This window comes from Nodularia sp. UHCC 0506 (assembly GCF_034931045.1).
Taxonomy (GTDB): domain Bacteria; phylum Cyanobacteriota; class Cyanobacteriia; order Cyanobacteriales; family Nostocaceae; genus Nodularia.
The window spans coordinates 1-25620 of record NZ_JAYGHH010000018.1 but is presented as its reverse complement, the minus strand read 5'-3'; the positions used below and the strand labels follow the sequence as shown (position 1 = coordinate 25620).

18 protein-coding genes are annotated in these 25620 nt (G+C 40.8%); 9 read left to right on the top strand and 9 right to left on the bottom strand.

Translation table 11 applies throughout. The features are described from left to right. The first annotated feature begins 29 nt into the window (after positions 1-29). From VB654_RS12505 to VB654_RS12495, 3 genes are all read left to right on the top strand, one after another. Complete coding sequence (locus tag VB654_RS12505; protein ID WP_323214137.1) at positions 30-1745, top strand: metallophosphoesterase; 1716 nt, start codon at positions 30-32, stop codon at positions 1743-1745. A 212-nt stretch (positions 1746-1957) separates the two neighbouring features. Further along, complete coding sequence (locus VB654_RS12500) at positions 1958-3025, top strand: D-alanine--D-alanine ligase family protein (protein WP_323214090.1); 1068 nt, start codon at positions 1958-1960, stop codon at positions 3023-3025. Between the two features lie 166 nt (positions 3026-3191). Continuing rightward, on the top strand, positions 3192-3872 hold the full coding sequence (locus VB654_RS12495) for a hypothetical protein (protein WP_323214089.1): 681 nt from the start codon (positions 3192-3194) through the stop codon (positions 3870-3872). A gap of 375 nt (positions 3873-4247) precedes the next feature. Here the strand turns inward: VB654_RS12495 and VB654_RS12490 are convergent, their stop codons facing one another. The 5 genes from VB654_RS12490 to VB654_RS12470 all read right to left on the bottom strand — a co-directional run bounded on the left by VB654_RS12490 (position 4248) and on the right by VB654_RS12470 (position 9320). Next, a complete protein-coding gene (locus VB654_RS12490; protein ID WP_323214088.1) occupies positions 4248-5183 on the bottom strand; it encodes an alpha/beta hydrolase in 936 nt (311 codons plus the stop codon). Between the two features lie 83 nt (positions 5184-5266). Further along, a complete protein-coding gene (locus VB654_RS12485; RefSeq protein WP_323214087.1) occupies positions 5267-5659 on the bottom strand; it encodes a DUF4112 domain-containing protein in 393 nt (130 codons plus the stop codon). 67 nt (positions 5660-5726) lie between these two features. Continuing rightward, entirely contained in the window at positions 5727-6626 is a 900-nt protein-coding gene (locus VB654_RS12480) for a YihY/virulence factor BrkB family protein (protein WP_323214086.1), read from the bottom strand. 24 nt (positions 6627-6650) lie between these two features. Continuing rightward, complete coding sequence (locus VB654_RS12475) at positions 6651-8414, bottom strand: DUF389 domain-containing protein (RefSeq protein ID WP_323214085.1); 1764 nt, start codon at positions 8412-8414, stop codon at positions 6651-6653. A gap of 18 nt (positions 8415-8432) precedes the next feature. Then, complete coding sequence (locus tag VB654_RS12470; RefSeq protein ID WP_323214084.1) at positions 8433-9320, bottom strand: hypothetical protein; 888 nt, start codon at positions 9318-9320, stop codon at positions 8433-8435. A gap of 127 nt (positions 9321-9447) precedes the next feature. On the opposite strand from VB654_RS12470, the gene VB654_RS12465 reads away from it, so the two are divergent. Together VB654_RS12465 and VB654_RS12460 are read left to right on the top strand one after the other, a co-directional pair. Then, positions 9448-10362: a metallophosphoesterase family protein gene (locus VB654_RS12465; RefSeq protein ID WP_323214083.1), complete on the top strand. Its 915-nt coding sequence runs from the start codon at positions 9448-9450 to the stop codon at positions 10360-10362. A 198-nt stretch (positions 10363-10560) separates the two neighbouring features. After that, positions 10561-11517 carry a hypothetical protein gene (locus VB654_RS12460; RefSeq protein WP_323214082.1) on the top strand — a complete coding sequence of 319 codons (957 nt, stop codon included), beginning with the start codon at positions 10561-10563 and terminating at the stop codon, positions 11515-11517. A gap of 159 nt (positions 11518-11676) precedes the next feature. Here VB654_RS12460 and pcrA read toward each other — a convergent pair whose 3' ends face one another. From pcrA to VB654_RS12440, 4 genes are all read right to left on the bottom strand, one after another. Next, positions 11677-14001, bottom strand: a complete 2325-nt coding sequence (pcrA, locus tag VB654_RS12455) for a DNA helicase PcrA (protein WP_323214081.1) — start codon at positions 13999-14001, stop codon at positions 11677-11679. Positions 14002-14231: 230 nt separating this feature from the next. Continuing rightward, a complete protein-coding gene (locus VB654_RS12450) occupies positions 14232-15956 on the bottom strand; it encodes a sensor histidine kinase (protein WP_323214080.1) in 1725 nt (574 codons plus the stop codon). Positions 15957-16737: 781 nt separating this feature from the next. Beyond that, positions 16738-18000: a methionine adenosyltransferase gene (metK, locus tag VB654_RS12445; RefSeq protein ID WP_323214079.1), complete on the bottom strand. Its 1263-nt coding sequence runs from the start codon at positions 17998-18000 to the stop codon at positions 16738-16740. A 329-nt stretch (positions 18001-18329) separates the two neighbouring features. Then, entirely contained in the window at positions 18330-19334 is a 1005-nt protein-coding gene (locus VB654_RS12440; protein ID WP_323214078.1) for a phosphoribulokinase, read from the bottom strand. Between the two features lie 1175 nt (positions 19335-20509). Here VB654_RS12440 and petH point away from each other — a divergent pair. The 4 genes from petH to VB654_RS12420 form a co-directional block, all read left to right on the top strand. Next, complete coding sequence (gene petH / locus VB654_RS12435; protein WP_323214136.1) at positions 20510-21850, top strand: ferredoxin--NADP reductase; 1341 nt, start codon at positions 20510-20512, stop codon at positions 21848-21850. A 234-nt stretch (positions 21851-22084) separates the two neighbouring features. Further along, on the top strand, positions 22085-23371 hold the full coding sequence (locus VB654_RS12430; RefSeq protein ID WP_323214077.1) for a homoserine dehydrogenase: 1287 nt from the start codon (positions 22085-22087) through the stop codon (positions 23369-23371). 180 nt (positions 23372-23551) lie between these two features. Next, entirely contained in the window at positions 23552-23950 is a 399-nt protein-coding gene (locus VB654_RS12425) for a hypothetical protein (protein ID WP_323214076.1), read from the top strand. Between the two features lie 125 nt (positions 23951-24075). Continuing rightward, a partial coding sequence (locus VB654_RS12420; protein WP_323214075.1) for a tetratricopeptide repeat protein occupies positions 24076-25620 on the top strand: 1545 nt, incomplete at its 3' end.

Here is a 25620-nt window from a genome sequence, read left to right as displayed (position 1 = left end):
TGCAAAAGCCTGTAACTCTCCGGGTCATTATGGCAAAAACCAAACTATTAACGTTTATAATTTTCTTTGTTCTATGCCTTACCCTGGTAAATGTGCGTTCTTATGGGCAAACAACTATGATATCAGCACCGCATCTGCTGACAGACCCATTTTTACAACTACCAACCGCTAACTCTGTGCAAGTAGTTTGGTTTACAGAGTTTCCTGGTGATAAACACGTAGTTACCTACGGGGAAAATCTGGATAAATCAAGCTTTGCTAGAACTACTAAACTCAGCCGCACCAGAGAAGACCAACAATCAAAAGTAGCAAATAAAACTATAAATCAACCTGTAAAACGTGACATTTGGCGACACGAAGCCGAGGTGACTGGGTTAACGCCTGGGGTGCGTATTCCCTATCGTGTGATGAGTGTGCGCGAAGGTGGCGCAAGTGTTAGCAGTGATGTTTTTACCCTCGCACCGACTCCAGAACCAGGACAAGTATTGAAGATTCTCCTGACTTCAGACCATCAGTTAAAACCGATGACAGCCGCAAATCTGCAAAAGGTGGTGGAAACGGTGGGACAGGTTGATGGGGTGTGGTTCGCTGGTGATTTAATTAATGTGAGCGATCGCGCCTCAGAATGGTTTGATGATAGTCGGGGTGGTGCATTATTTCCCGCTTTACAAGGTCATGCTCACTATGAAATGACACACAATGGCGTGAAAACAACCTATACAGGGGGTGAAATCATTCAACACGCCCCCATGTTTACAGCTATTGGTAATCATGAGGTGATGGGGCGGTTTGAGAGAACAGATAGTTTAAATAATGAATTTAATGATCCTATTCCCCGTGACGTTGCTCAAAGATTATATAGTGGGAAATCTTTGATAGATAATTCTTTTAATACTTATACTTATGAAGAGATTTTCAGCCTACCTCAAAGTAAAACAGGTGGAAAAAAGTATTATGCAGTTAGCTTTGGTGATGTGCGTTTGGTGGTACTTTACATTACCAATACGTGGCGGACTCCTAACTTAAATACAGCATATAAAGGTAGATATAAAGAAGCATTCCAGGATTTAGATAATCCAGAAAATTGGGGTTATGGGCAATTAATTTTTGAGCCAATTACTCAAGGTAGTCAGCAATATAATTGGTTAGAAGCAGAACTTAAAAGTCCAGAATTTCAACAAGCCAAATACAAAATTGTGATGTTCCATCATCCACCTCATACATTAGGTGATAATATCGTTCCTGCTTATACAAATCCAGTGCAGATAATTGAACGTGAGCAAAACGGTAAAATCAGCGCAGTTCGTTACGAATACCCCAAAGATGCAGATTACATTAATCGTGATGTTTTGCCTTTACTAGAAGCGGCTGAGGTGCAATTCGTATTATATGGACATTCCCATTTATGGAACCGCTTTGTTAGTCCTAGTGGAATGCACTTTCTCGAAACATCAAATGTCGGTAACTCCTACGGTGCGGCTTGGGGGAACAAAAAACGAGAAATACCAATTGGATATCAAGAAGATTATACTGCACTGGGTGATCCTTATGGGTTGGAACCAGTCATCCCGACAATTGCACCCTTATTAGGAGAAGATAATCAACCGCTTCCTTACATAGCGAGTAACGACATCACAGTTTTTAGCATCTTTGACACAGGCAAAGGAATAGTAACCAGCTATTATTTTGATACCAGTCAACCCGATTCAGACGTAGTAAAATTTGATGAATTTAAATTAAAATAACTAAGCATAGACACTTCCAAATAAAAAAACATCCAACTCCCTCTTCCCTCTTCCTCTGAGTCCTCTGCGCCTCTGCGGTATGCGCTACGCGAACGTTCTTCATATAAAACTACCCAACACCCAAACTAAATTTCTAGTCATCACAAAAAAATATAGTAACCAGGGCAGGTTATGATACGCTATCAGCCAGAGAAAAGAAAAAGGTACTAAAAATGACTAAACTGCGGGTGGGACTGCTGTTTGGGGGTCGTTCCGGGGAACATGAAGTTTCAATTAGTTCAGCAAGAGCGATCGCTAAAGCCTTAAGTGCAGAACAAAATGCTAATAAGTACGAAATCCTGCCTTTTTATATCCAGAAAAATGGCTGCTGGTTAGCGGGAGAAATACCCCAGCAGGTTCTAGAGTCTGGTATTCCGCATATAGAAAACAAAAACCTCAACCCATGTCAATTACCTGATCTAGTCACCCAAGTGGATGTGTGGTTTCCCATTCTGCATGGCCCCAACGGTGAAGACGGCACAATTCAGGGATTACTGACATTAATGCAAGTCCCCTTTGTAGGTTCCGGGGTGTTAGGTTCAGCTTTGGGTATGGATAAGATTGCCATGAAAATGGCCTTTGAGCAAGCCGGATTACCCCAAGTGAAATATAAAGCCTTAACCAGAGCGCAAGTTTGGTCAAATCCTTGTGTATTTCCCAAATTATGCGATGAAATTGAAGCTGCTTTGGACTATCCCTGTTTTGTCAAACCTGCTAATTTAGGTTCATCAGTGGGTATTGCCAAAGTGCGATCGCGCCAAGAGTTAGAAGCGGCCTTAGATAATGCTGCTACTTATGACAGACGGATCATTGTCGAAGCAGGAGTAGTGGCGAGGGAAGTGGAATGTGCCGTATTAGGTAATGATCAAACTAAAGCCTCTACCGTTGGAGAGATTACCTTTAACAGTGACTTCTATGATTATGAAACTAAATATACAGCAGGTCAAGCAGATTTACTGATTCCTGCACCCCTCCCAGATGCAGTCAGCCGCCAAATCCAAGATATGGCATTACAAGCCTTTGCAGCAGTTGATGCAGCAGGGTTGGCAAGAGTAGATTTTTTCTTTGTAGAAGCTACCGGGGAAATATTGATTAACGAAATCAACACCTTCCCAGGCTTTACTGCTACCAGTATGTATCCCCAACTCTGGGCTGATAGTGGTATACCCTTTCCAGACTTAGTAGATCGGTTAATTCAACTAGCACTAGAAAGATATTCTGGTGCTGAATCGAAGTCATAACCAAACTCAAAATTCACTAAAATCGCTAAATTAGTCAAAAATTTGGGATTTAGTAGCATATATTTCCAAAAAAAAGCTACTGAATTTCCCCATCAAGCTACGGATACCTGATGACTGACTCCTCCAGTACAATCATTAGCTAGAGGGGATCAATCTGAAAGTAATCATGGAACATACTCAGAGTTTACAAGATCGGCCAAATCAAGTCAGAAGGCAGACAAATCGTAAATCGGGATTAATCCGTAGCTCAAATATTTTGATCTATCTGCTGACACATCGTCCAGGGTTATTGTTAACGGGATTATTAACAATGCTGCTAGGAACTGCTGCTTTAGCTTTGTACAGCTTGGGTTACGCTGGTAGTGCAGACAATATAGAACTAATAGAAGAAATCCCGGCTGTGGTGGAAAAACCAATCACAATATCCTCTGAGCATAGCAATCCTACACCTTTATGGCTAGTAGCTGCGATCGCTCTCAGTTGTGCTAGTGGTTGCTACATAATTTTCCAATTAGTCAACCGTCCCCATAATCAGCATCCACAAATCCGCCAACCCATCAAACACGATGCCGAAACATCTCCAAAAGAGCGCAGCTATCGCGCCTCAAAACCTTTAAAGCCAAACCGTAGCCAAACATGGGAACCAGCGATTGTAAAGAATCCGCCAGTTTTTATCCCACTACAACCACTAAAGCAGATTATTCCCAGGGGAAATAAATCACAGTCTCCGGTGACGGTTCTACCACCAGAACATCAGCATCCACTGGATAAAAGAAAAGAAACTTTGGCAGACTTGATGGATATTCGTAAACACAGTTCTTTGTCTACCATTTTACAGAAATATTAATCTTGCTGGCAAAGTGTTGGTATTGAGCAAGCCACTTATCGCATCTGCACAAGAAAATGTTAAGTAAAGAAACCTGCCAAAATGGCAACCACATTTAGATTAACTAAGTTAAATTGTAGAAGACAAAAAACAACAATGATTTTGTTAATCAAAATACCCAATAATTAGTTGCTCTTGTTCAATGATCACAACTTAAGTTATCAGACTTGGTATTTGTCACACCAGGAATTTTAAATGTATATGAGCGTTGTCATTGATATACACATTAGCCCCCTAAATAAAGGGCAGCGCTTATACATATTCCTGAAACACTACAGTGGCAAATTCCTGAGTGAGAGGTTAGAGGCGCTTGGTATGCCTCCTCTCACTCTTTTTTTATAAAAAATTCGTCTCTTGCAAAAACTTAAGAACAGCTGCATTCACGACCTGAGATGAACCAGCAGAGGCATCATGATAGCAGTTATCTATAATTTTGAACTGGGATAAGGGGATGTTTTGATGTAGTTTTTCCCCATGACTGGTAGGGAACCAACTATCTTGATCTCCCCACATAATTAATGTGGGACACTTAATAGTACCCAGATTATTTTGAATTTCACTGAGCAGATTAGGTTTATTGGTTTGCCAATTTTCTATTTCCTGCGCTGCTATTTGTAATTCTTCAGCAACTTTGACAATAGTTCCAGGAAGTTCAATAAATGGATAAGTGAGCCAATACACATCTTCGGGTGTCAAAATTGATGGGTCGAACAGCACCTTACGCCTTTCTATGGCCATAATTTCCCTGACTAGAGGTGCAAATAGATATGCTAAACGCAAAGAATCAATGGTTTGTAACATTTCTAATGGCATTTTAGCAAGTATCCACATTGCCCAATGAGGTAATTGTTCGGTGAAAACAGGTACATTTATGACTATTAAACGTGCGATTAATTGAGGATGATGTTGAGCTAGGGCTAGGGCTACTAACCCCCCTAAAGATTCGGCGACAATCACCGCAGGCTCATCACATAATGCTTGAATAATCCGTTCTAATTCAATAAGTTGATGTCCATTTTGTTCTCTACGCAACCAAGGTTTTTCCGAAAAACCGTATCCTTTGGCATCAAAACAAATTACCCGAAAATATTGCGATAATGGCGCGATACTGTGCCGCCAATTGTAGCTCCAGCTACCCATTCCATGTAATAAAACTAAGGGTTTACCTGTACCTACTTCACCATAAGCAATTTGTACAGGATATCCATGTGTATCAGTAATTATTAGACTTTGCCTTCCTTGAGGAAAAGTAGCCTGCCACCAATCTTTCATTCCTTTTTTTTATAACTCGTTTAAAGCATTATAATTATTATCACGAGAATGCTATTAAGACAATGGCAAAATAAGTTAAGGGTTTAAGGTTTCCTTCTGAGAGGGAACTGTAAATGTGCTTCTAATAGTTTGATATTATACTCATTTGCTGTCCAGGCAAAATCAAATAAATCTCCGATTACTGGGATAGCACCTACCAAGCCATCAATGATCACATTCAAGACCATTTTTCTCAAAGTAGCTTGAGGAACACCGAGTTTGGCAGCTTCTATAACAATGTAACTAGCAAGGATAATTCCCAAAACATCGCCACCAATAGGGATAAATCCGATCAATGGGTCTAAACCAATGTGAATTGGTGTTCCGGGAATAGTTATCACTTTATCGAGGATGAGACTCAACCGACGCAGGCGTTTCAATGTGAGTGCTTGAGCTGCGGAATCAATATAATCATCCCGTCTATCAAAATTAGACATGAAGGCGATCGCTTATTTGAGGTTAAATAGTTAAATACCTGACTACTGTATTACTGTATTTAATTTCTTATGGCTTTTCCATTAAGTTTTTAGCTGATTTTAGCTGCATTTGTTCACCGACAGTTACATTTAATTGGTCGCCAATCAGCATCACCGCCGCACTCATCCACAGCCATAGCATTAAAACTATCACCGTACCCACAGCACCATAAACTTTGTTATAGTTACCAAAATTCGCGACATAAGTCCGAAATAAGGCTGACAGAATTGCCCAGAACACAGCTGCTGATATAGCACCCGGCATCATTGGTGTCCCTGAATTCCAGACGCTGGGGCCATAGCGATAGACAAAGCTGAAAGCGATCGCAATAATACCCAGAGCCAAAGGCCAGCGTAACAGTTGCCAAAAATGCAGTAAAAAAATCAGAGAACTACTTTCATTTACCGCCATTGCTAATAGTAGGTCGCTAATAAATACAAGAAAAGAAGCCAAAACAAATAGTAAAAGAGTCCCGATGGTTAATCCTAGTGAAATGAGTTTGGCTTTCCAAAAAGGGCGCGTTTGCTCAGAGGGAATTTGATGAATTTGATCGAAGGCAGCCATGGCCGTACTTATCGCCCCAGAAGCAGTCCAAATAGCGATTAAAAAGCTGACAGAAAACAAACCACCATTTCTGGAGTTGGTAATTTCTTGACTGGCAAAATCACGAACTAAGATCAGTACTTCTTCTGGTGCGACTTGACTGAATTGAGCTGCCAGTTGTTTAAAGGTATTTTGGAAGGATTCTTCAAATAAGCCGATAGCTGTCAGCAGGGCGATAATTGCTGGAAAGAACGATAACATGGCATTGAAAGCAATTTCTGAGCCTAGTCCTAAAAGTCGTCTTTCGCTTGTTCTAGCAAAGGTGTTTTTCAGGGTGCGCCCATTGATGTGACGAAAGAAACTGAAAAAACGAGTCTTGGGCATAACAAATCTTCTCTCTGTCTGCAATTAGCGCAATTCGGGTATAGTTTGCACTGGGGGATTTCTCCGTGATTTTACCGTAAGTTTAAGTATGGCGCTACGTTGAGACTCTGTTCCTGTTTGCCAGTCGATGCGCTCATCACTGCTAATTTGCCACTGTGATTCTAGATATTCTGTAATAGCTTGCGCTCGCGCTGGGACAATTTCTGCTAATTCGTCTGCTTCCTGATTGACGATTATTTCCAGATTTAAACTAGGCTGTTGCTGTAAAATTTGCCCAACCCGGTCTAATAACTTAGTATTTTCTGGCGTAAGTTCTGATTGCTCATTTTCAAAGGATATAGCGCCTAGATTGCTGGCTATTCTTTGCATACTCACTACAGCAGACTCGTAATTTAAGCGATTTCTGACGCTATCAGCCACTAGAGTTTGAGCATCTCCATCAATATCGCGTTCACTCAGATAAACCACCCGGATACTTAGAGGTATAACTGGGCTAGTAATTAACTCGTAATTAATCATTTCGGCTGGTGGGGGAAGTTTCAAATCACGTAAAGCAGATTGAACTTCTTGCACAAAAGTTGATTGTAATTGAGCGATGGTTAAAACCGGTTCGGGAGGTTGTTCTTTCGGTACTGGGCGTAAAAGTTCGTTGGCAGCCGTGGGAATTTCCACCAGTTTCAGGGCTAATAATTCTGGAGGTCTTCCCAAACGGGCGGCTAACTGTTGAATATAAATATTCTGTTCATCTGATGAATATTGCTGACTCGTAAACACCTGAAGTTGAATTGTTAGCTTTTCATTTTTTTCTGATGTTGAGATATTACTAATGAAAGAACGTGCTTCACCATCAGGAAAAGTGGCAAAATTTTTCTGCCAGACATCCGTTGCCAAACTCCGGTTACGATTATCCTGTTGCTGGAGAGCAATTTCCCGTCCCAGTTGACTGAGGGAGCGATTGAGTGGGAAGATAATGGAGATAATAGTAATAAAAATTAATAATAATCTCCCCGGCAGCGAGCCAATTTTCCGTAATTTGCTATATGCGGGTAGTTTCTCCAATAAACTTTGAACCCAGACACTTTCAGGATGTGTGAGCCGCCATTCCCTAACTCTTGCTCTGACGAGATGATTATCAATATGTAGTCCCAGAAATACCAGCATGGCAGTAAAGGTAATTGCTACCAAGTTGGTGAAAAAAAGTAAACCTCCACCACTAGCTACCTGTATTCCCTGAGCGCTATTGAGACTAATAGCCACACCGATACCATATCCCACAACACATAATGGTGGCATCAAAGCCACTGCGATCGCCACACCAGGAATGGAAGTCGCCACGCCTCTGGGTTCTTTACAAATTGCCACTGACCCCACAGCACCAGAAAACAGGGCGATCACTAAATCCAGAATATTCGGCCGAGTTCTAGCTAAAATCTCACTGGTAATTTCCTTAAATGGCAGTAATGTCACCAGTAACACAGCAAAGGAAATAGCCACAAAACAACTCAATAACAAATTCAGCAGTGCGCGCATCGCTAAAATTACATCACCCGCAGCCAGCGCCAGTCCATTGGCTAAAATTCCCCCCATCAATGGAGAAATCAGCATCGCGCCAATAATGACGGCGGGACTATTTAGCACTAGTCCCAGGGTAGCAATACCAGCCGCAAACAGAACTTGAATCCAATAGCTGGCATCATCAAGACTAAGGGAACTGCATATTTCTAGGTACACTTGCTCTTTCCGAGCTTGACCTACTCCCAAGTTGTTGGCAAACCAGTCTCTAAACATATCAAAGTCCTAATTGTGCTAATTTGATGTTTGGTTTCTGTACTGTTGAAAAATAATCATCTCATTACCAACAACTGGGTTACGGGCTATCAGCTTATCTTGGGAGTCGAGAATTTCTAAATGAGTAAAATCAAGTTCTTGAGCGCGTTGTAATACTTCCGCCGCTAGTTGCTTTTGTTCAGATGCGGGGAGAGTGTACCAATCATCATTAATTTTGACAGTCAAATTACTGGTACGGAAGTTAGCTTGTATTGACTGTATCAGACCAGAGGCAAAGCGATCGCCAAAGGCGGGGCTGAGTCCTGCGGACACGCTACGCGAACGCCCATCGCTTATTTCGGCTACTTGATTTTCAATAGCTGCAATCAAAGATTCTTCTGGTGTCAATTTTATGATCGGCGTTGGTTCTGGAACAGGTTCCGGAATTGCTTCTGGTGTTGGTTCCGGTTCAGGTTCCGGAATTGCTTCTGGGACAGGTTCCGGCGTTGGTTCTGGTGCCGTTAACTCTGGTGGAATAGTTATTATCGGTGTCGGTGCTGGAACTTCCTCAACTGGTGGAACTGTAGCCACTTCAGTCGGCTTCTGAGTCAAAACAGTCGCAGTTGACCAAACTACCGCCACAGTAATTACCGCTAAAATTCCCGTCAACACTGTATCTGACAAGTTATTAGACACATTTGATGGTAGAAACAAGCGGACTTGTCTTAAAAATCGATTCCATTGTGTTTCCAGACCTTGCCAAAAACTAGGTGCTTCTTTAGTCCCTGGTGGGGGTGAAGTTTCCAGTTTGACTACCGCCGTTTCTAAAATTCCCATCGTCCCCCTGAGAATTTGGATGATTTTAACCTTCCAAATAGGTAGTTGGGGCGAAGAATCAGGTTGTGAATTTTGATTGTCTTGTGACATGGAACTTTTCCCAAAAGCAGCGACTCAAAGACAAATAACTGGCATTATTAATGCTGCGGCCTGTTTGCCTTAATGTATCACCAAAAAAGTGCTGCTAAACTGACTAAATATTGAGTTTGGTAAGTTTATGAACCTTAAACGCCGTCAATTCTTATTTTTAGGCAGTCTTGGCACTATTGGAACAGGACTTGTAGGCTGGAAGTTAGCTCGTCAAAATAATCAAATTGCTAATATTGCAAATACAGCAGTTATCGCCGCCACCCCACCCCAAAAAAAATTACTATTGCGTTTTAGTTCGGTTGCAGACACAGGAACTGGTGCTAGAGGTCAATATGCCGTAGCTGGGGCGATGAATTATTATTACCGGAAAAAGCCTTATGATTTAGTGGTTTTAGCTGGAGACAACATTTACAACAATGGCGAAATTGAAAAAATCGGTGCAGTTTTTGAGCGTCCCTACAAAGAATTATTATCTCAGGGCGTAAAATTTCATGCTTGTTTAGGTAATCATGATATTCGCACCGAGAACGGTGATCCACAAATCAAATATCCCGGCTTTAATATGAAGGGGCGTTATTACACATTTCGCCGTGATGCTGTACAGTTTTTTGCTTTAGATACTAATCGTAATGCTGATTGGGAAAATCAAGTAGTTTGGTTAGAGCAAGAATTAAGCCGCAGTGATGCACCTTGGAAAGTGGTATTTGGGCATAATCCCTTTTATTCATCAGGTCATTATGGAGTTAGTCAAACACTGATTAAACGTTTCACGCCTTTATTTAAAAAGTACAATGTGCAACTTTACATCAATGGTCACGACCACCATTATGAGCGCACTGGGAATATTGATGGCACAACTTATTTAACTACTGGAAGTGGTGCAGGTGTTCGTCCTGTAGGGCGTTCTAAGTGGACACAACATTCTGCTGACAGGTTGGCTTTTGCTGCCTATGACGTTTATCCAGATAGAATTGAAGTGAGTGCTATGGGTACTGATAAACGGGTTTTTGATTATGGTGTGATTAAGTTAAAATCTACTTAATACCTAATTGAGAGAAAATCTCAACACTTTGTAAGTAAATGAAGTACACACCTTAATATTATAAATCTTGTGGGGTGGGCATCTTGCCCGCCCTTGTGTACCTCCTGTGATGAAATGTGCTGTATCCTTGATGTGTAACCTAATTGGTAAATGTGTAATATTTCTATCAGCTAAAGCAGTTTTGGAGCTACAGAGAAAATGAATTTTTTATTAAAAGCTATCCTGTTGCTAATTAATTTAGGAACAGGAGGTTATTTTATTCTAGCTAATCCTCTAAAATTTTCCGACAAAACATCAACTAAACTTACTTTTCATATTCGACCAAAAGTATTTCTAGGTATGGGACTACTTTTGAGTCAGTTTATAGTTTACTTTTTATTTAGTACTTTGATGTTTGCACCTATTACACAACTTGTTTGTAATCGTTCTACAAACAATATAGCTATTTCAAATAATAATTTAAGTACAACACAAAATACTCTAACAGTCGGATGTAAATTAACAAACAATGATTGGTTTGGTCAAGAAAAAAGTCAAATAATACTTTCTGAGTTACTAGAGGCTAAATTGGAAACTACAATTGAAACTGATAGTCAGGCTAAACCTATTAAACCTAATTATGTATATGATATTTTGCTATTGAATAATACAGATACTATTCCTTTTACACGCGTAAAATACCCAAAATTCAAACTTGAAAAATTGCAATCAATAGTATTAATAATTAATAATTTTTTGAGAAATCCTCTAGAGAATAATTTAGCAGTTCAACTTGATGATAGCTTAGTTGGTTACATTTACTTTATCATTGCTGTATTTTGTGGAATATTAACGTTGCTAGTAGCGTCACCAGGTTTATTTATCACTTGTAATTTTGATAAAGAAACAAATACTGTAAAATTTAGTCGTTACAGGTGGTTTGGAACGTTAGGAAAAACAGTTTTTCAATATTCTTTGAACGAAATTACTGATGTTAAGCTTGAACGGATTGATACTAGCATAGATGAATACTTTTTTCGGGTTATTTTAGTACTAGAATCGGGTGATAATCTAACATTAACGCCCAATTATACTTCAAATTATATAAATGGAGATTCTATAGTTAGAGTAACTAAAGATTTTCTGGAACTAAAACATAAAGATAGTGCTAAATAAAACCGTGGGATTGGTAGACTCAGAAAAATATGAGTTCTGAAACAAGCTATGTCTCACATAAGCTTTTTAATAAAATAGCTTTTAATACAAGATTCATATCAGCCATTTCCCACTGTTGAACACTTTGAAGAAATAGAATTTTTATAGATAACAAAAATATTAATCCACTCTTTGCAACTGCGCTATTCTGGGGTCAACAATTTTCTGTCCCAAACTGGCAAATTTCACCGCCACAGACACCTTATTTGCTTCACCGAAAACGTGCGTAATTTCACCAATGCCAAAGGATTTATGTAAGACGCGATCGCCTACTTGCCAATTGTGGGGTGTATAAGGCTTACCGCCAGCTTTAGCAGCAGTTTTGGTCTGTGTATGACGGCCTTTATTACGCGTATTTAATAGTTCTTCGGGTAATTCGTCCAGAAATTGCGATCGCATCGCCGGTTCACGAGAACCATATAAGCGACGTTCACGGGCGTGTGATAAATATAACCGTTCCTGGGCGCGAGTGATCCCCACATAACACAGCCGGCGTTCTTCCTCTAAAGATTTTGGATCGTCTATGGAACGGTTACTAGGAAATAGTCCCTGTTCTAACCCTACCAAAAAGACTACGGGAAATTCCAGACCTTTGGAAGCGTGCAAAGTCATCAAAGTTACTTCTTTTTGTCCTTCCTTTAAGTTATCGAAATCAGAACTCAGGGCGCTGCTTTGTAGAAAATCTGTCAAAGAAACATCTTCATTTTCTTCTTGAAATTGTGATACGGCGTTGTAAAGTTCTTGGACGTTTTCGATTCTATTTTCGGCTTCATCTGTACCTTGGTTGTGCAAGTCTTTAATATAACCAGACTCGTCTAGAAGTTCTTTCAAAAGTTCGGAAACTGGAAGCGTTGCGGCTTGTTCTTTGCAGTGGTTGATCATTTTGGCAAAGTTATTCACAGCTTTAGCCGAACGCCCAGCTAATGTATTAACAGATGTTTCATCACTGAGAATTTCCCACAGGGTCGTCCCTAATTCATTGGAGGCGTTAACTAAGCTTTCAATAGTGGCTTTACCAATACCACGCCGGGGAGTATTGATAACTCGGAGTAAACTGACTCTATCAGCAGGATTCGCGATCACTCTTAAATAAGCTATGACATCTTTAATTTCTTTGCGATCATAAAACTTCATTCCTCCTACCACTGTATAAGGAATTTGATTCCTCATTAACAATTCTTCAAAAGGTCGTGATTGGGCGTTTGTCCGATAAAGTATAGCAAAACTACCCCAATCTAACTCCGGATTTTGTTGTTCTAAGGTGCGAATTTGCCCAATGACAAACTCGGCTTCTTCCATTTCATTATCGGCTTTATGACAATAAATCAGCTCACCGCTTCCCCTCGTCGGCTTGAGGACTTTATCAATGCGTTGAGTGTTATTTTCAATTAATTCGTTAGCCGCTTGCAGAATATTCTCACAAGAGCGATAATTTTCTTCTAACTTCACCATCGAGCGGGTATCATCATCAGCTAAACCATCGCCAAACTCTTGTTGAAATTCCAACAATATGGTAAAGTCAGCCATTCTAAAACTGTAAATAGACTGATCTGCATCACCCACCACAAAAACTGAGCGATTTTTCCATTCCCAAGCACTCTTGCTGTCTTCGCCATTAGTCACCAACAGCTGAATCAAATCATATTGAGTCCGGTTAGTATCTTGATATTCATCTACCAGGATATGGCCAAACTTGCGATGCCAATAATCTAGAACTTGCTCGTTTTGCTGAAATAATCTTGTAGGTACTAGAATTAAATCATCAAAATCGAGAGCGTTATTTTCTGCTAACTTTTCTTGATAGCAATTGTAAACTTGGGCGATTACCCTTCCCCGATAATTCGGCTGTTCCCGCTCAAACTCCTGGGGTGAAAAACCTTGGTTTTTCGCGTTACTGATGGCGTAGCGCACAGAACGAGCATTAAATGTTCTATCGTCTAAATTTAGCTGTTTCTGAATAATTTCTTTCATCAGACTCATGACATCGGATTCATCAAAAATTGAGAAATTGCGAGTCCAACGTCTGCCTTTTTCGTCTTGGTATTTTTCGATATCAGAACGGAGAAGCCGGGAAAATAAACTGTGAAAAGTTCCACACCACAAGTCTTTAATTCTATCTTTATAGACTTGCGATCGCAATTGCATTTGTTGGTATTCTGTTAATAAATCAAATTTTTGGCCATGTTGTTTCATAGCCAAGTCATCAGCAAATATTTTTTGAATCCGTTCCTTCATCTCCCGTGCAGCTTTGTTCGTGAAGGTAACGGCCAGGATATGCTCAGGATCTACACCGTGTTTGAGAATCAGATTAGCGATACGATAAGTTAACGCTCGTGTTTTACCCGAACCTGCACCAGCAACAACTAACAAAGGGCCGCAGTAATGTTCGACAGCTTGACGTTGGCTGGGGTTAAGATGGCTGAGAAAATCAATAGTTGTTGTCATAGCGGTGTGGGTAGATCATCGACCACTTGCATATTAGCAGAGTATATCGATAGGTATTCAGCTGGCAACACGTCAAAATTAATTTGATAGACTACTAGTACCGCAGGGCGGAAGTCAAAAATCAAAAATATGAATCTATACTATGGACTTTTCATTGATTTCTGATGGTTTGCCTATTTAAGCCGTGCTGCACTAGAGAGGTGATTCATTCGGTTTGAACCCATAAACCACTAATTTTGGATAGTCAATGGTAAGTGAACAGTGAAAGTAGACCCAACCCCAGGGTGACTTGTGACAATAACTTCACCCCCCATCAACTCGCAGAAGTGACGGCTAATTGCTAAACCCAATCCCGTACCACCATACCGCTTTGTAGTTGATGTATCTCCTTGTGTAAAAGGTTTAAATAATTGTTCCTGTTGACTATGAGTCATTCCAATACCCGTGTCAGCCACACTGAAAGTAATCACACCCAAAGGAGTCTTTGATAGTAAGTCTGTGTTATCACTCTTGACTGTTAAAGTAACCTTGCCATTGCTGGTAAACTTAGCAGCATTACTGAGTAAATTTAATAATACCTGCCGCATCCTAGTTTGATCTGCATACATTGTACCCAGTTGCTGATCACAATACACTTCCAGGATATTATTATTTTTGTCTATAGCAGGTTTGACGGTCAGAACCACATTATTAATCAGTGTCGCAATCTCAAATGTCTCTGGGTAGAGAGTCATTTTCCCCGCTTCAATTTTTGACAAATCGAGAATATCATTAATCAGTTCCAGCAGGTGTCTACCAGCAGAGTTGATTGTTTCTAGGTCTGTGATAAAATCTCCCGATAACTCTAAATCCGTAGCATCGTCTTGCAACAGTTGACTTAAACCAATTACGGCATTTAAGGGCGTGCGTAATTCGTGGCTGACGTTGGCTAAAAATATGCTTTTGGCTTTACTAGCAGCTTCGGCTAATTCTTTCGCTTGTTCTAGTTCTTTTGTTCGCTCAGATACACGCTCAATCAATCGATTTAGGGATTTAGCTAATAAGCCAATTTCATCTTCAGTGGTGACGGGAGCGCGTAAATCAAAATTCGATTTTCTGGCTACTTGTTCAGCTACTTGAGTGACAATAATTACTGGTTCAGCGATCGCGCGACTAGTACGCCAAGCTACAATGGCAGCAATGGCCACTGATACCAGCATACTCATGATGACAATAAATCTCTCAACTTGTTTGGCTTGCTCTACATCTTGTTGCCGATATTTTTCTTGAGTTTCGGCAATTTTGAGGATATTGCTTAATCTTTGCGAGAGTTGCTCTAGCTGCATAGCTGTTTCACCACGCATAATACCTAGTAACTGCTCTCGTGCAATTTCAGTTTGTTCTGGTTGTACTTGCTCAGGGTCAATTTTTTGTAAAACAGTATCTATTTCGTCAAGATATAACTGTAAGTTAATCCCATAATTTTGTAATAAAATTTGTAAATTAGCACTTTTGACGGCTAATGTACCAGGTCTTCTGTCTATATATTTACCAATATCTTGCTCTAAGCTTTTAGCTGTGTTAACACTCTGAAGAAATTTTTGTTTTGTACTTGGCAATAGTTGCGAATTTTCCAAGACTGCAACTAAATTCGAGCTATACAATTGCGCTTCTAATACAGCATCCTTATAATTTGTGAGTAATTGTCTTTGCTCTTGAGCTTGATTAAATTGCCTGATTTCTCTTCCTCTGTAGTAATTGGCAATTACTAACCCAGTCAGTGAGCCGAAAAAACCAATTCCAATGGCCACAAAATAACCATAGCCAATTTTTTGATGTATTCGCCAAGAACTAGCTTTGAGTTTCCCACGTGAAGGAAATTCTATAGTTGGGAGGTCATTTTTTGAAGGCTCTTCGACTGGCACTTGTTTGCTTTCTGAACTGCTGTTAACAGGGATTGGTTTTTGAGTTTGCATTCCTCAAACTTCCTTACTTTCACAAAAATATGACCGCATCAGTCTTGTTTGTACGATCACATTCATGAATAATTAGCGTTTAACAATGTCTTTTCTGATAAAAATTTACAAGAACTGACTAGTGCCAGAAGGCGTTCGTCAAAAGTCAACAGTCTTATTTTCTAGGATTTTCATTGATTTTGAATGTTCTGTTTATTTACGCCGACTTGTACTAAATAATTCTCACGAGTAAATTAGTATTTGATTTTTTTGAGATAAATGTTTACAAGGATACTTAGTATAAGCAAAAAAATCCTGAATAGTCAAACGTCGTCACTACTATAACAGTTATGTGTTGAGTCAGGTAGAACTAGAAATTAATTAACCAGAGATGTAGTCACGGAATTGCTGACCGCAGGTTAATGATGACAATATTCTGAGGAAATCCACATTATTTAGGGTTTATGGAAAAATTTCTTTTAATTTCCTGCGTTCAGGAAAGTTCAAGCAAAAAATCTTATGGCTTGAGCTTCGTCAATGTCAATTGTACTACCAAATTACTCAAATTTTTACCTGGCTATTTTTTTTGAGCATTTTGACTGGTCTGTATGGAAAAATATAGCACCCATCAAGGAGGTTAGGACATTGTTGATTACTGAAAGCCTTGATGTAACTTGGTTTCTACTCAGCACTCAGCACTCATCACTCAGCACTCAGCACTTTGCTATATCAGGGGCAAGAGGATGAGGATAGGTTCCCTACCTTTGCCCCTAATACTTAAATTTTCACGACTGCTGACACTCTAAGCGATCGCTGCTGAAAGTGACTGTGTTACTAGTTGTTTCAACAATTCCACCTTATCAGTGCGTTCCCAAGGCAAATCTAAATCATTCCGCCCAAAGTGACCGTAAGCCGCGATGTCCTGATAAAAACGTCCGCCTCGTTCACTTGGTAAGTTACGTAAATTGAAAGCATGGATAATCCCGGCTGGCCGGAGTTCAAATTGGTCTTTGACTAATTCCAACAAGGTTTCATCATCCAGTTTGCCAGTGCCAAAAGTTTCCAGAAAAATGCTCACTGGTCGCGCTACACCAATGGCATAACTTAGCTGAACCTCACATTTTTCAGCCAACCCAGCTGCGACAATATTTTTGGCCATATAGCGAGCCGCATAAGCAGCAGAACGGTCTACCTTTGTGGGATCTTTACCGGAAAAAGCGCCGCCGCCATGCCGGGAATAACCACCGTAGGTATCAACAATAATTTTCCGTCCTGTCAGACCAGAATCTCCTTGAGGGCCGCCAATCACAAATTTGCCAGTGGGGTTGACCAAGAAACGTGTTTTCTGAGTTGGCTTAATATCAATGTCACCAAAAGCAGGTTCCACTACTGCTGACCAGAGGTCTTCTTTAATCTTGGCTTGGATTGCTGCTTCATCAGTGATTTCCCCGATACTTTCTGTATGCTGAGTAGAAATCAGAATTGTATCAATCCCTACTGGATACCCGTCTTCATAGGCCACACTTACTTGTGTTTTACCGTCAGGGCGCAGGTATGGCAGTTTACCTGTTTTGCGCACTGCTGCCAGTCGGCGAGCCAAGCGATGAGCCAGGCTGATGGGTAAGGGCATCAGTTCTGGTGTCTCGTTGCAGGCAAAGCCAAACATTATACCTTGATCACCTGCACCCACAGCATCGAATAGTTCATCACTATTCTGTTGACGCGTTTCTTGGGCAGTATTCACACCCTGAGCTATATCAGGGGATTGCTCATCTAAAGCGACGAGAACACTGGCGCTGCTCGCAGAAAAGCCATTCACAGCATCTATATAGCCAATTTCGGCTATTTTCTGGCGAGCAATGTTAACGTAATTCGCATTAGTTTTGCTGGTAATTTCACCAGTAACTAGTACCAAACCAGTATTAACTACTACTTCAGCCGCAACACGACTGCTGGGGTCTTCTGTGAGTAAGGCATCTAGAATGGTATCAGAAATCTGATCACAAATTTTATCTGGATGACCTTCGGTAACTGATTCGGAGGTAAATAAATAGCGTTTAGACAAAGAGGATTCCTCCTTTTCAACAATTGCTGCTGGTTAAATTTTGGTTATTTATTTAGTTCAGCAACTAATGTATGAAATCATAACAAGATTTACGCACTCAGCAGTTAGGATTTGATTTATTTTTGAAAAGATATACATTCAGATTAAATTCTCTATGAATAGAATAAGATTTAATTACTGATATCTGGCAATATTTGCAAAACCCACTTTAAACCCATTTCTTCGGTAAATGGTATAACCAAACTTGATTCGCTAAAATATTTTTTTCATATAAAAAAGGGGGGAAACCCAGAAGTACCCCCAAAAGCTGTGACACAAGCACTGCTTACTTAGACTTGAACTGCTAGTTTGGCTTCTTTTGCTGTCAAGCGCTCGTAGGCGGCGCGCATTTTCAAACCTGTCAGTACTTGGAACAACCCTGTGCCGTTATTGGAACCTGGATACTCACGGTGTTGGAGTAGCAAGTGAGTCATTTCACCTTCATACTTGGTGGATGTCTTACTCAGATGAGTTTCGATGTAAATAACTTCATCAAGGTTGTCGAATTGACCGTCTACTTCTAATACTGAGACGTAGCGACCGTAGTAGACATCAGAGCCATAGTATACTTGCATACCAGGGTATGAACAAGTAAGTTTGCGTCCGCAGGGAGTCCAATTAATTGTTGACCCTTCATCAAACAAGTAGGTTGGCTCAAAGCCTTCCTTGTCTTCACGTTGGAGCATCCGTACCCGCAGTACCTTGCGTTCTGTATCGTTTTTAATCAGGTTTGTGGGCAGTACCTGAAGAACTACATCAGCAAATTCTCTTTGTGGCTCGATGAATTTTTCAAAATCGGGTTTACGAGAATTGATTTGTGCTAGAACATCTTCATAACGATGTCCTCTTTCTGCCATATCTCGCTGGATTTTCCAAGCAATTTTGACTTCATCACTAATATCGAAATAGACACTGAAATCAAGTAGCGATCGCACCCGTTCATCATATAAAGGATGCAGACCTTCCACAACGATAATGTGATTTGGTTCCACACGCTCTGGTGGATCAATCATACCGGTTTCGTGGTTATAAATCGGCTTCTCAATTACTTGACCTTCTTTGAGCGCTTTGATTTGCTCATACATCAGGTCAAAATTATTAGCTCTAGGGTCAAGTGCTGTTATCCCAGTCTCTTTGCGCTGCTTGCGGTCTAGGGAATGATAGTCATCTAAGCAGATGACAGTCATAAACTCTTCACCAAATAAATCTATTAAACGACGCAAAAAGGTAGATTTACCGCATCCAGAGTCTCCGGCTACTCCAATCAATACCACGCGTTCCGGCTTAGTTGTCATAAATTTCCTCTAAATACTAAAATGTGTCAATCAATATTTTTTCACACAGAAGATTTTTAAACCAGGAGTTTACCCCATTGGTTGATCCTATGTTGTTGCTACTCAGCAGGGCTATGGAATATCGAGACGGGCGTACAACCAAATCATAGTTGTTTCTCATCTGACGAATACTTAATTGCTGGCTGGTAAGTATTTAATCCTAGTGGTGTATTTGATTTTAACAGAAGGGGGTATTCTATAACAAGATTTGCTCTCATTCAAATAACGGCTACCATATCTCTAGGAGACGCTACGCGAACTACTGAACTTATGGTCGTCTGGTCAGTACGGCTTATGTGATTGCTCTTACAAGCCGAATGTCGTTAAACCTGAATTACGGACAAACAATCTCTTGCTTTTCCCAACATGACTAATAATTAAATTAGCAATTTTCACTCCCCTGTAATCACCCCTAAAAGTGTTGTCTCAACTTCCCCGACTGAGTTTTGACCTTGATTCGCCAAGTTGATCAAGTATAATTGATTTTAAGTAACCGAAGTTTATTTTGATCAAGGGGAAAATTTGCATGAGCGCTATAGCAATGCTCGACAAATTCAACCTCAGCATCATAAATTAGGTGAAACAATCCGCATCATCTAGACTTTCATGCGGGAATTTGCTCAAAATACTCAGGTGAGTGCTAGGTACTCCTAGAGGTTGACAGATGTTTCACATCAAGTGAAACTGATTGTAGGTGTTTCTGAGTTAAGGCTAGAAGCCCAAAACCCTGTTTATTTCCAGCAGGATATAGGGTTTTAAGCAAGTGTTACCGAAAGGTAAGTCTATTTTAATAGTCGTATAAAAGGAAACAGCCAAGCTATAGGTCATTGGGTCTTGCCTTTTGGGTGGTTGAAAGCTATCTCCTCGATAGGATTAGCAGTTCACGAAAAAAAGATTAAATTGACTCATTATTAACATTCTGCCAAAGGCTTATCCTTTACCTTAGAAGGTGAACAGGTGTGTTTTTTGCTATCCTTGTATGTCTTTGGTGAGTGAACCTAGCACGGCATTAGCTCATGATGCCGCTTTCCCGGAGAGCCAGTCTTGGTATCCGAAAATTCGGTACACTAAAACTGGTAAAAGGAAAGAATTTTTTTTTGAGAAACGGTTAAGTAAAAATCGGAGTGTTAGAACGAATGTACAATCAAGGTGCTGTTGAGGGTGCTGCCAACATAGAATTAGGTAGCCGCGTCTTCGTTTACGAAGTGGTGGGTCTGCGCCAAAACGAAGCAACTGATCAAACAAACTACCCAATTCGGAAAAGTGGCAGTGTGTTCATCAGAGTACCTTACAACCGCATGAATCAAGAAATGCGACGGATCACTCGCCTGGGCGGCAAAATTGTTAGTATCCAATCTGTAAGTACTCTAGAACAACTTAATGGTCAAGCCTCTCATGGGAGTGCTGAACACAACAAGGAGTCTTTAGTTACATCTGAAGCAGCTGCTAACAGTGAGGGGAATGGTAAAGCCACACCTGTTATTAATAGTGAAGTCAAAGGCTTTGCTAAACCATCAGCTGAAGATCAGCTTAAAAAGAAGGACAAAAAAGGCAACACCATGACTCAAGCGAAAGCCAAAAAAGGCGCTGACGTTCCTGTCAATATTTACCGTCCTAATGCTCCATTTGTTGGTAAGTGTATATCTAATGAACCGTTAGTTAAAAAAGACGGTATTGGTATTGTTCAGCACCTCAAGTTCGACCTGTCTGGCGGTGATCTGAAATACGTAGAAGGTCAAAGTATTGGGATTATTCCCCCAGGTGTCGATAAGAACGGCAAGCCAGAAAAACTCAGACTATATTCTATAGCTTCCACTCGTCACGGTGATGATGTGGATGATAAAACAGTTTCCCTGTGCGTCCGTCAGTTGGAGTACAAGCACCCAGAAACTGGTGAAACAGTTTACGGTGTGTGTTCCACTCACCTGACTCAACTTGAAGTTGGTGCAGAAGTGAAAATCACTGGGCCTGTGGGTAAGGAAATGTTGTTACCCGAAGATCCAGATGCCAAAGTAATTATGATGGCAACTGGAACAGGTATTGCTCCCATGCGGGCTTATCTGTGGCGGATGTTTAAGGATGCCGAAAGAGCAGCTAACCCAGAGTATCAGTTTAAAGGATTCTCTTGGCTGATATTTGGTGTTCCCACAACTCCAAACATCTTATATAAAGAGGAATTGGAAGAAATGCAGGAGAAATATCCTGATAACTTCCGCCTTACCTGTGCTATCAGCCGGGAACAAAAAAATCCCCAAGGTGGCAGAATGTACATCCAAGACCGGGTGGCAGAACACGCTGATGAATTGTGGCAATTGATTAAAGAAGAAAAAACTCACACTTACATCTGCGGTTTGCGTGGTATGGAAGGTGGCATTGATGAAGCGCTGACTGCTGCTGCTGCTAAGGAAGGAGTAGTTTGGAGTGATTACCAGAAGGAACTCAAAAAAGCTCATCGCTGGCACGTAGAAACTTACTAAGTGCTGATTTCTCAATGTTGAGTTCTGAGTTATGAATGATTGAGTAGGGTGGCATTGTCCACCCTACAATTGTTTTATATGGACAGCTGAGACAAGAGTTCTAAGTGCTTGATTTACACACAGGCCAATACCTGGGGCTATACCAACAAAGCCATGATTAGCAGGCTAATTAGTATAAATCACTCAGCACTCAGTACTCAGCACTCAGCACTCAAAAATTAGGGTGCAAAATTTGTGGGAGTGAAACTAGGAATATTAGGTTTAGGCACTGTCGGCACAGGTACGGTGCAGTTATTGCAAGATGTGGTGGGGCGTAATCCGTTATTGCAGGAAGTAGAAATATATCGCGTGGGAGTGCGATCGCTTGCTAAAATTCGGGATGTAGAATTACCAGCCGATGTCTTAACTACAGATTTAGAGTCTATTGTCAATGATCCGGCGGTAGATATTGTTGTGGAATTAATTGGGGGATTGGAACCTGCGCGATCGCTCATTCTCCAAGCTTTAAATAATGGTAAACACGTCGTCACTGCCAATAAAGCCGCGATCGCTCGTTTTGGGGCAGAAATCTTTACAACTGCCAATCAAGCCGGGGTATATGTAATGTTAGAAGCGGCTGTAGGCGGCGGAATCCCAGTGATTCAACCCCTAAAGCAGTCCTTAAGCGTTAATCGTATTCATACTATTACAGGCATCATTAACGGTACAACTAACTACATCCTCACCAGGATGCAAACCGAAGGTAGTAACTTCAGCGATGTCTTAGCTGATGCCCAAAGATTAGGTTATGCCGAAGCTGACCCCACAGCTGATGTAGACGGCTTAGACGCAGCCGATAAAATTGCTATTTTGGCATCATTAGGTTTTGATGGCCGTATCAATTTAGAAGATGTCTATTGTGAAGGCATTCGACAAGTTAGTAAAACAGATATTACTTATGCCGAAAAATTGGGATTTGTGATTAAATTGTTAGCGATCGCTAAACAATACACTCCTTCATCTCCCCTCTCCGTCAGAGTGCATCCCACTTTAGTAGCCAAAACACATCCATTAGCCAGCATTAACGGTGTTTATAATGCCATTCTCGTAGAAGGTGAACCCATAGGGCAAGTAATGTTTTTTGGCCCCGGTGCAGGTGCGGGTGCAACAGCCAGTGCCGTCACTTCAGATATCTTGAATTTAGTTGCTGTTCTTAAAACCAGTACAACTAACCCCAATCCTCTATTAATTTGTGGACACCAAGATTACTGTGAAATTGCCCCCATCACCGAACTTGTAACGCGATTTTATGCCCGCTTCCTGACCAAAGACCAACCAGGAGTTATTGGTAAATTGGGTACTTGTTTTGGTAACTATGGCGTGAGTTTAGAGTCAGTAGTGCAAACAGGCTTTCAGGGAGGACTAGCAGAAATTGTGGTTGTTACTCACGATGTGCGAGAGGGAGATTTTCGGCAAGCCTTGACAGAAATTCAGAATTTAGAAGCGATCGATAGTATTCCCAGTTTACTGCGCGTCTTGTAAATAGGCTCAGAAATTGCCAGGAGACAAGGTAGAACAGCATAAAGTGCAGGGTTCAGGGGGAAGACTTTGGGCGAGTGCGACAATCTTCTCCCTCTTCTTCCCAACCTGCCCACATCCCTTTAATTGCGAAATTATACATAAAAGCTATGTATTATAAAGAATAGCCTCCACCTCAAGAACATGGAACCTTTAACTACTGCTGCGATCGCTATTGGCTCTGTAGTCGCCACCAAAGCCTTAGAAAAAACAGGCGAAAAGGTAGGCGAAGTTTTATGGGATAAAACTGGTCAATTTCTTGTCAAGCTGAGAAAACACTTTCCTCAAACTGTAATTGCTATTGAGAAAGCACCAGAACAACCCCTAGATTATGGCAAAGCTTTAATTGAGGTGGAATCTGCGGCGCAGGCTGACCCGGAAGTGGCACAAGCTGCACAGGAATTGGCAGCAGCAGCAAAAGCAGAACCAAATCCCAAGTTTGCAGAAATTCTGGCTATGCCTAATCTGCAAAAGTTAGCTGACAAAATTGGTCAGGTAGTCATGCCTGGAGGGACAGGAAATATTCAAAATCAATCTTTTTAAGCTGAAGTATTGTCTTAAATTTTCCTGTGGAACAGGCATACTTCGACAAGCTCAGTACAAGTCTTGCCTGTTTTGGGCGGGTGAGGACACCCACCCCACCATGATTATTTTTATCTGAAATATTTATGTTTAACGACTCTGGGAAGCTTGCTGACAAAATTGGTGCTTTTGCTGCTCCTGGTAGTCAAGTTAACATTGCTAAACAAATTATTCAGGGTCAGAAACAGTTAACTCCCACAAAATATATTCCTGATCGTGGTTCTGTTCATTTCGTCGGACGTGAACAGGAACTGAGACAAGTGCATGAAGACTTGCAGCGTGGAAATTATGTGGCAATTTCAGGGATGGGAGGCGTAGGTAAAACCGAATTAGCTACCCAATACGCCAAAGGATATCAAGATAATTATGGCGGTATTGCTTGGTTCAATGATCGCAACAGTAATCTTGCTGCTGAAATTTTGGAATTTTTTATCAATCTTGGTTTGGAGATTCCCCAAGAACTAGGGGGAAAACTGTTAAGCCTAAAAGAACAAGTTGCTTGGTGTTGGTCTAGATATCCTGACTCTACCTCGCCTATATTAATTGTCTTCGATGATGTCACAGACTTAGCTAATCTCCGCCAAGTCTTACCCGAAGATCAACGCTTTCGCGTTTTGGTGACAACGAGACAACGAAATTTAGACCCAAATTTTATTCAAGAGATTCCTTTAGATGTTCTATCTCCAGAAAAAGAACCAGGAAAAGCATTAGAACTGTTAAACCGATTGTTAGGGAACAGAGACAGGCGAGTTGAAAATCAATTAGAAGCTGCAACTGCAATATGTGATTGTCTGGAATATTTACCTTTGGGGATAGAGTTAGTCGGAGGTTATTTAGTACGCGACCCAGGGCTATCTCTGAATACAATGTTGGAGAGATTACAAACCCAAAAATTAGCTGAAATATCTTTACAGCGATCGCCAGATTCTACCATTGGTCAAGCGCAACTGGGAGTCAAAGCAGCGTTTACCTTAACTTGGGAAAAACTTGACCCCCTCGCACAACAATTAGGAAAATTTTTGAGTTTATTTGCTCCCCAACAGATTCTTTGGGATTTAGTGATTTGGGTGGCGACAGATGGAGGGAAAGCAGAAGACGAAGCAGCAACACAACTAACTTGGTCACAAGAGGAAATAAACGCAGCCAAAAAGCAACTTTACGCACGTAACTTGCTGCAACTGGTAGAAGCTACAGAAGGAGAATATTATAAAATTCATGCTTTGGTGCGGTGGTTTTTGCAAGAACAGTTAACTAATTCTGGGGAAATAAAATCAGTTTTAGAAACAACCTTTACTTCTGCCATGATAGCTGTAGCTCATTACCTTCCCCAATCACCCACTTCTGAGGATATTGAACTTGTCAAGGATGTTGTTCCCCATATTGAAGACTTAGGAAATAGGATAATTGCTGACATTCAGCCAGCAGGAGAAGCACAGATAAATTCCCCAGCATCAGTTCCCAAAGATGAAGTAATTTGGATATTTGTAGGAGTAAGCAGATTTTATGCAGGACAAGGACTATATCAATTAGCAGAACCTTGGGATGAGAAATGTGTCAATGTTTGCCAAGCTTTGTTTGGCGGCGACCATGCTTATGTGGCTAGTAGCTTGAACAATTTAGCTCTACTCTAC

Coding starts and splice junctions, on each gene's coding strand:
- VB654_RS12475 (WP_323214085.1), bottom strand. CDS start 8,414: ATGTTTAGAGACTGGTTTGCCAACAACTTGGGAGTAGGTCAAGCTCGG.
- VB654_RS12485 (WP_323214087.1), bottom strand. CDS start 5,659: ATGTCTAATTTTGATAGACGGGATGATTATATTGATTCCGCAGCTCAA.
- VB654_RS12505 (WP_323214137.1), top strand. CDS start 30: ATGGCAAAAACCAAACTATTAACGTTTATAATTTTCTTTGTTCTATGC.
- VB654_RS12470 (WP_323214084.1), bottom strand. CDS start 9,320: ATGTCACAAGACAATCAAAATTCACAACCTGATTCTTCGCCCCAACTA.
- VB654_RS12480 (WP_323214086.1), bottom strand. CDS start 6,626: ATGCCCAAGACTCGTTTTTTCAGTTTCTTTCGTCACATCAATGGGCGC.
- VB654_RS12460 (WP_323214082.1), top strand. CDS start 10,561: ATGAATTTTTTATTAAAAGCTATCCTGTTGCTAATTAATTTAGGAACA.
- VB654_RS12500 (WP_323214090.1), top strand. CDS start 1,958: ATGACTAAACTGCGGGTGGGACTGCTGTTTGGGGGTCGTTCCGGGGAA.
- VB654_RS12425 (WP_323214076.1), top strand. CDS start 23,552: ATGGAACCTTTAACTACTGCTGCGATCGCTATTGGCTCTGTAGTCGCC.
- pcrA (WP_323214081.1), bottom strand. CDS start 14,001: ATGACAACAACTATTGATTTTCTCAGCCATCTTAACCCCAGCCAACGT.
- VB654_RS12490 (WP_323214088.1), bottom strand. CDS start 5,183: ATGAAAGATTGGTGGCAGGCTACTTTTCCTCAAGGAAGGCAAAGTCTA.
- VB654_RS12495 (WP_323214089.1), top strand. CDS start 3,192: ATGGAACATACTCAGAGTTTACAAGATCGGCCAAATCAAGTCAGAAGG.
- VB654_RS12440 (WP_323214078.1), bottom strand. CDS start 19,334: ATGACAACTAAGCCGGAACGCGTGGTATTGATTGGAGTAGCCGGAGAC.
- VB654_RS12465 (WP_323214083.1), top strand. CDS start 9,448: ATGAACCTTAAACGCCGTCAATTCTTATTTTTAGGCAGTCTTGGCACT.
- petH (WP_323214136.1), top strand. CDS start 20,510: ATGTACAATCAAGGTGCTGTTGAGGGTGCTGCCAACATAGAATTAGGT.
- VB654_RS12450 (WP_323214080.1), bottom strand. CDS start 15,956: ATGCAAACTCAAAAACCAATCCCTGTTAACAGCAGTTCAGAAAGCAAA.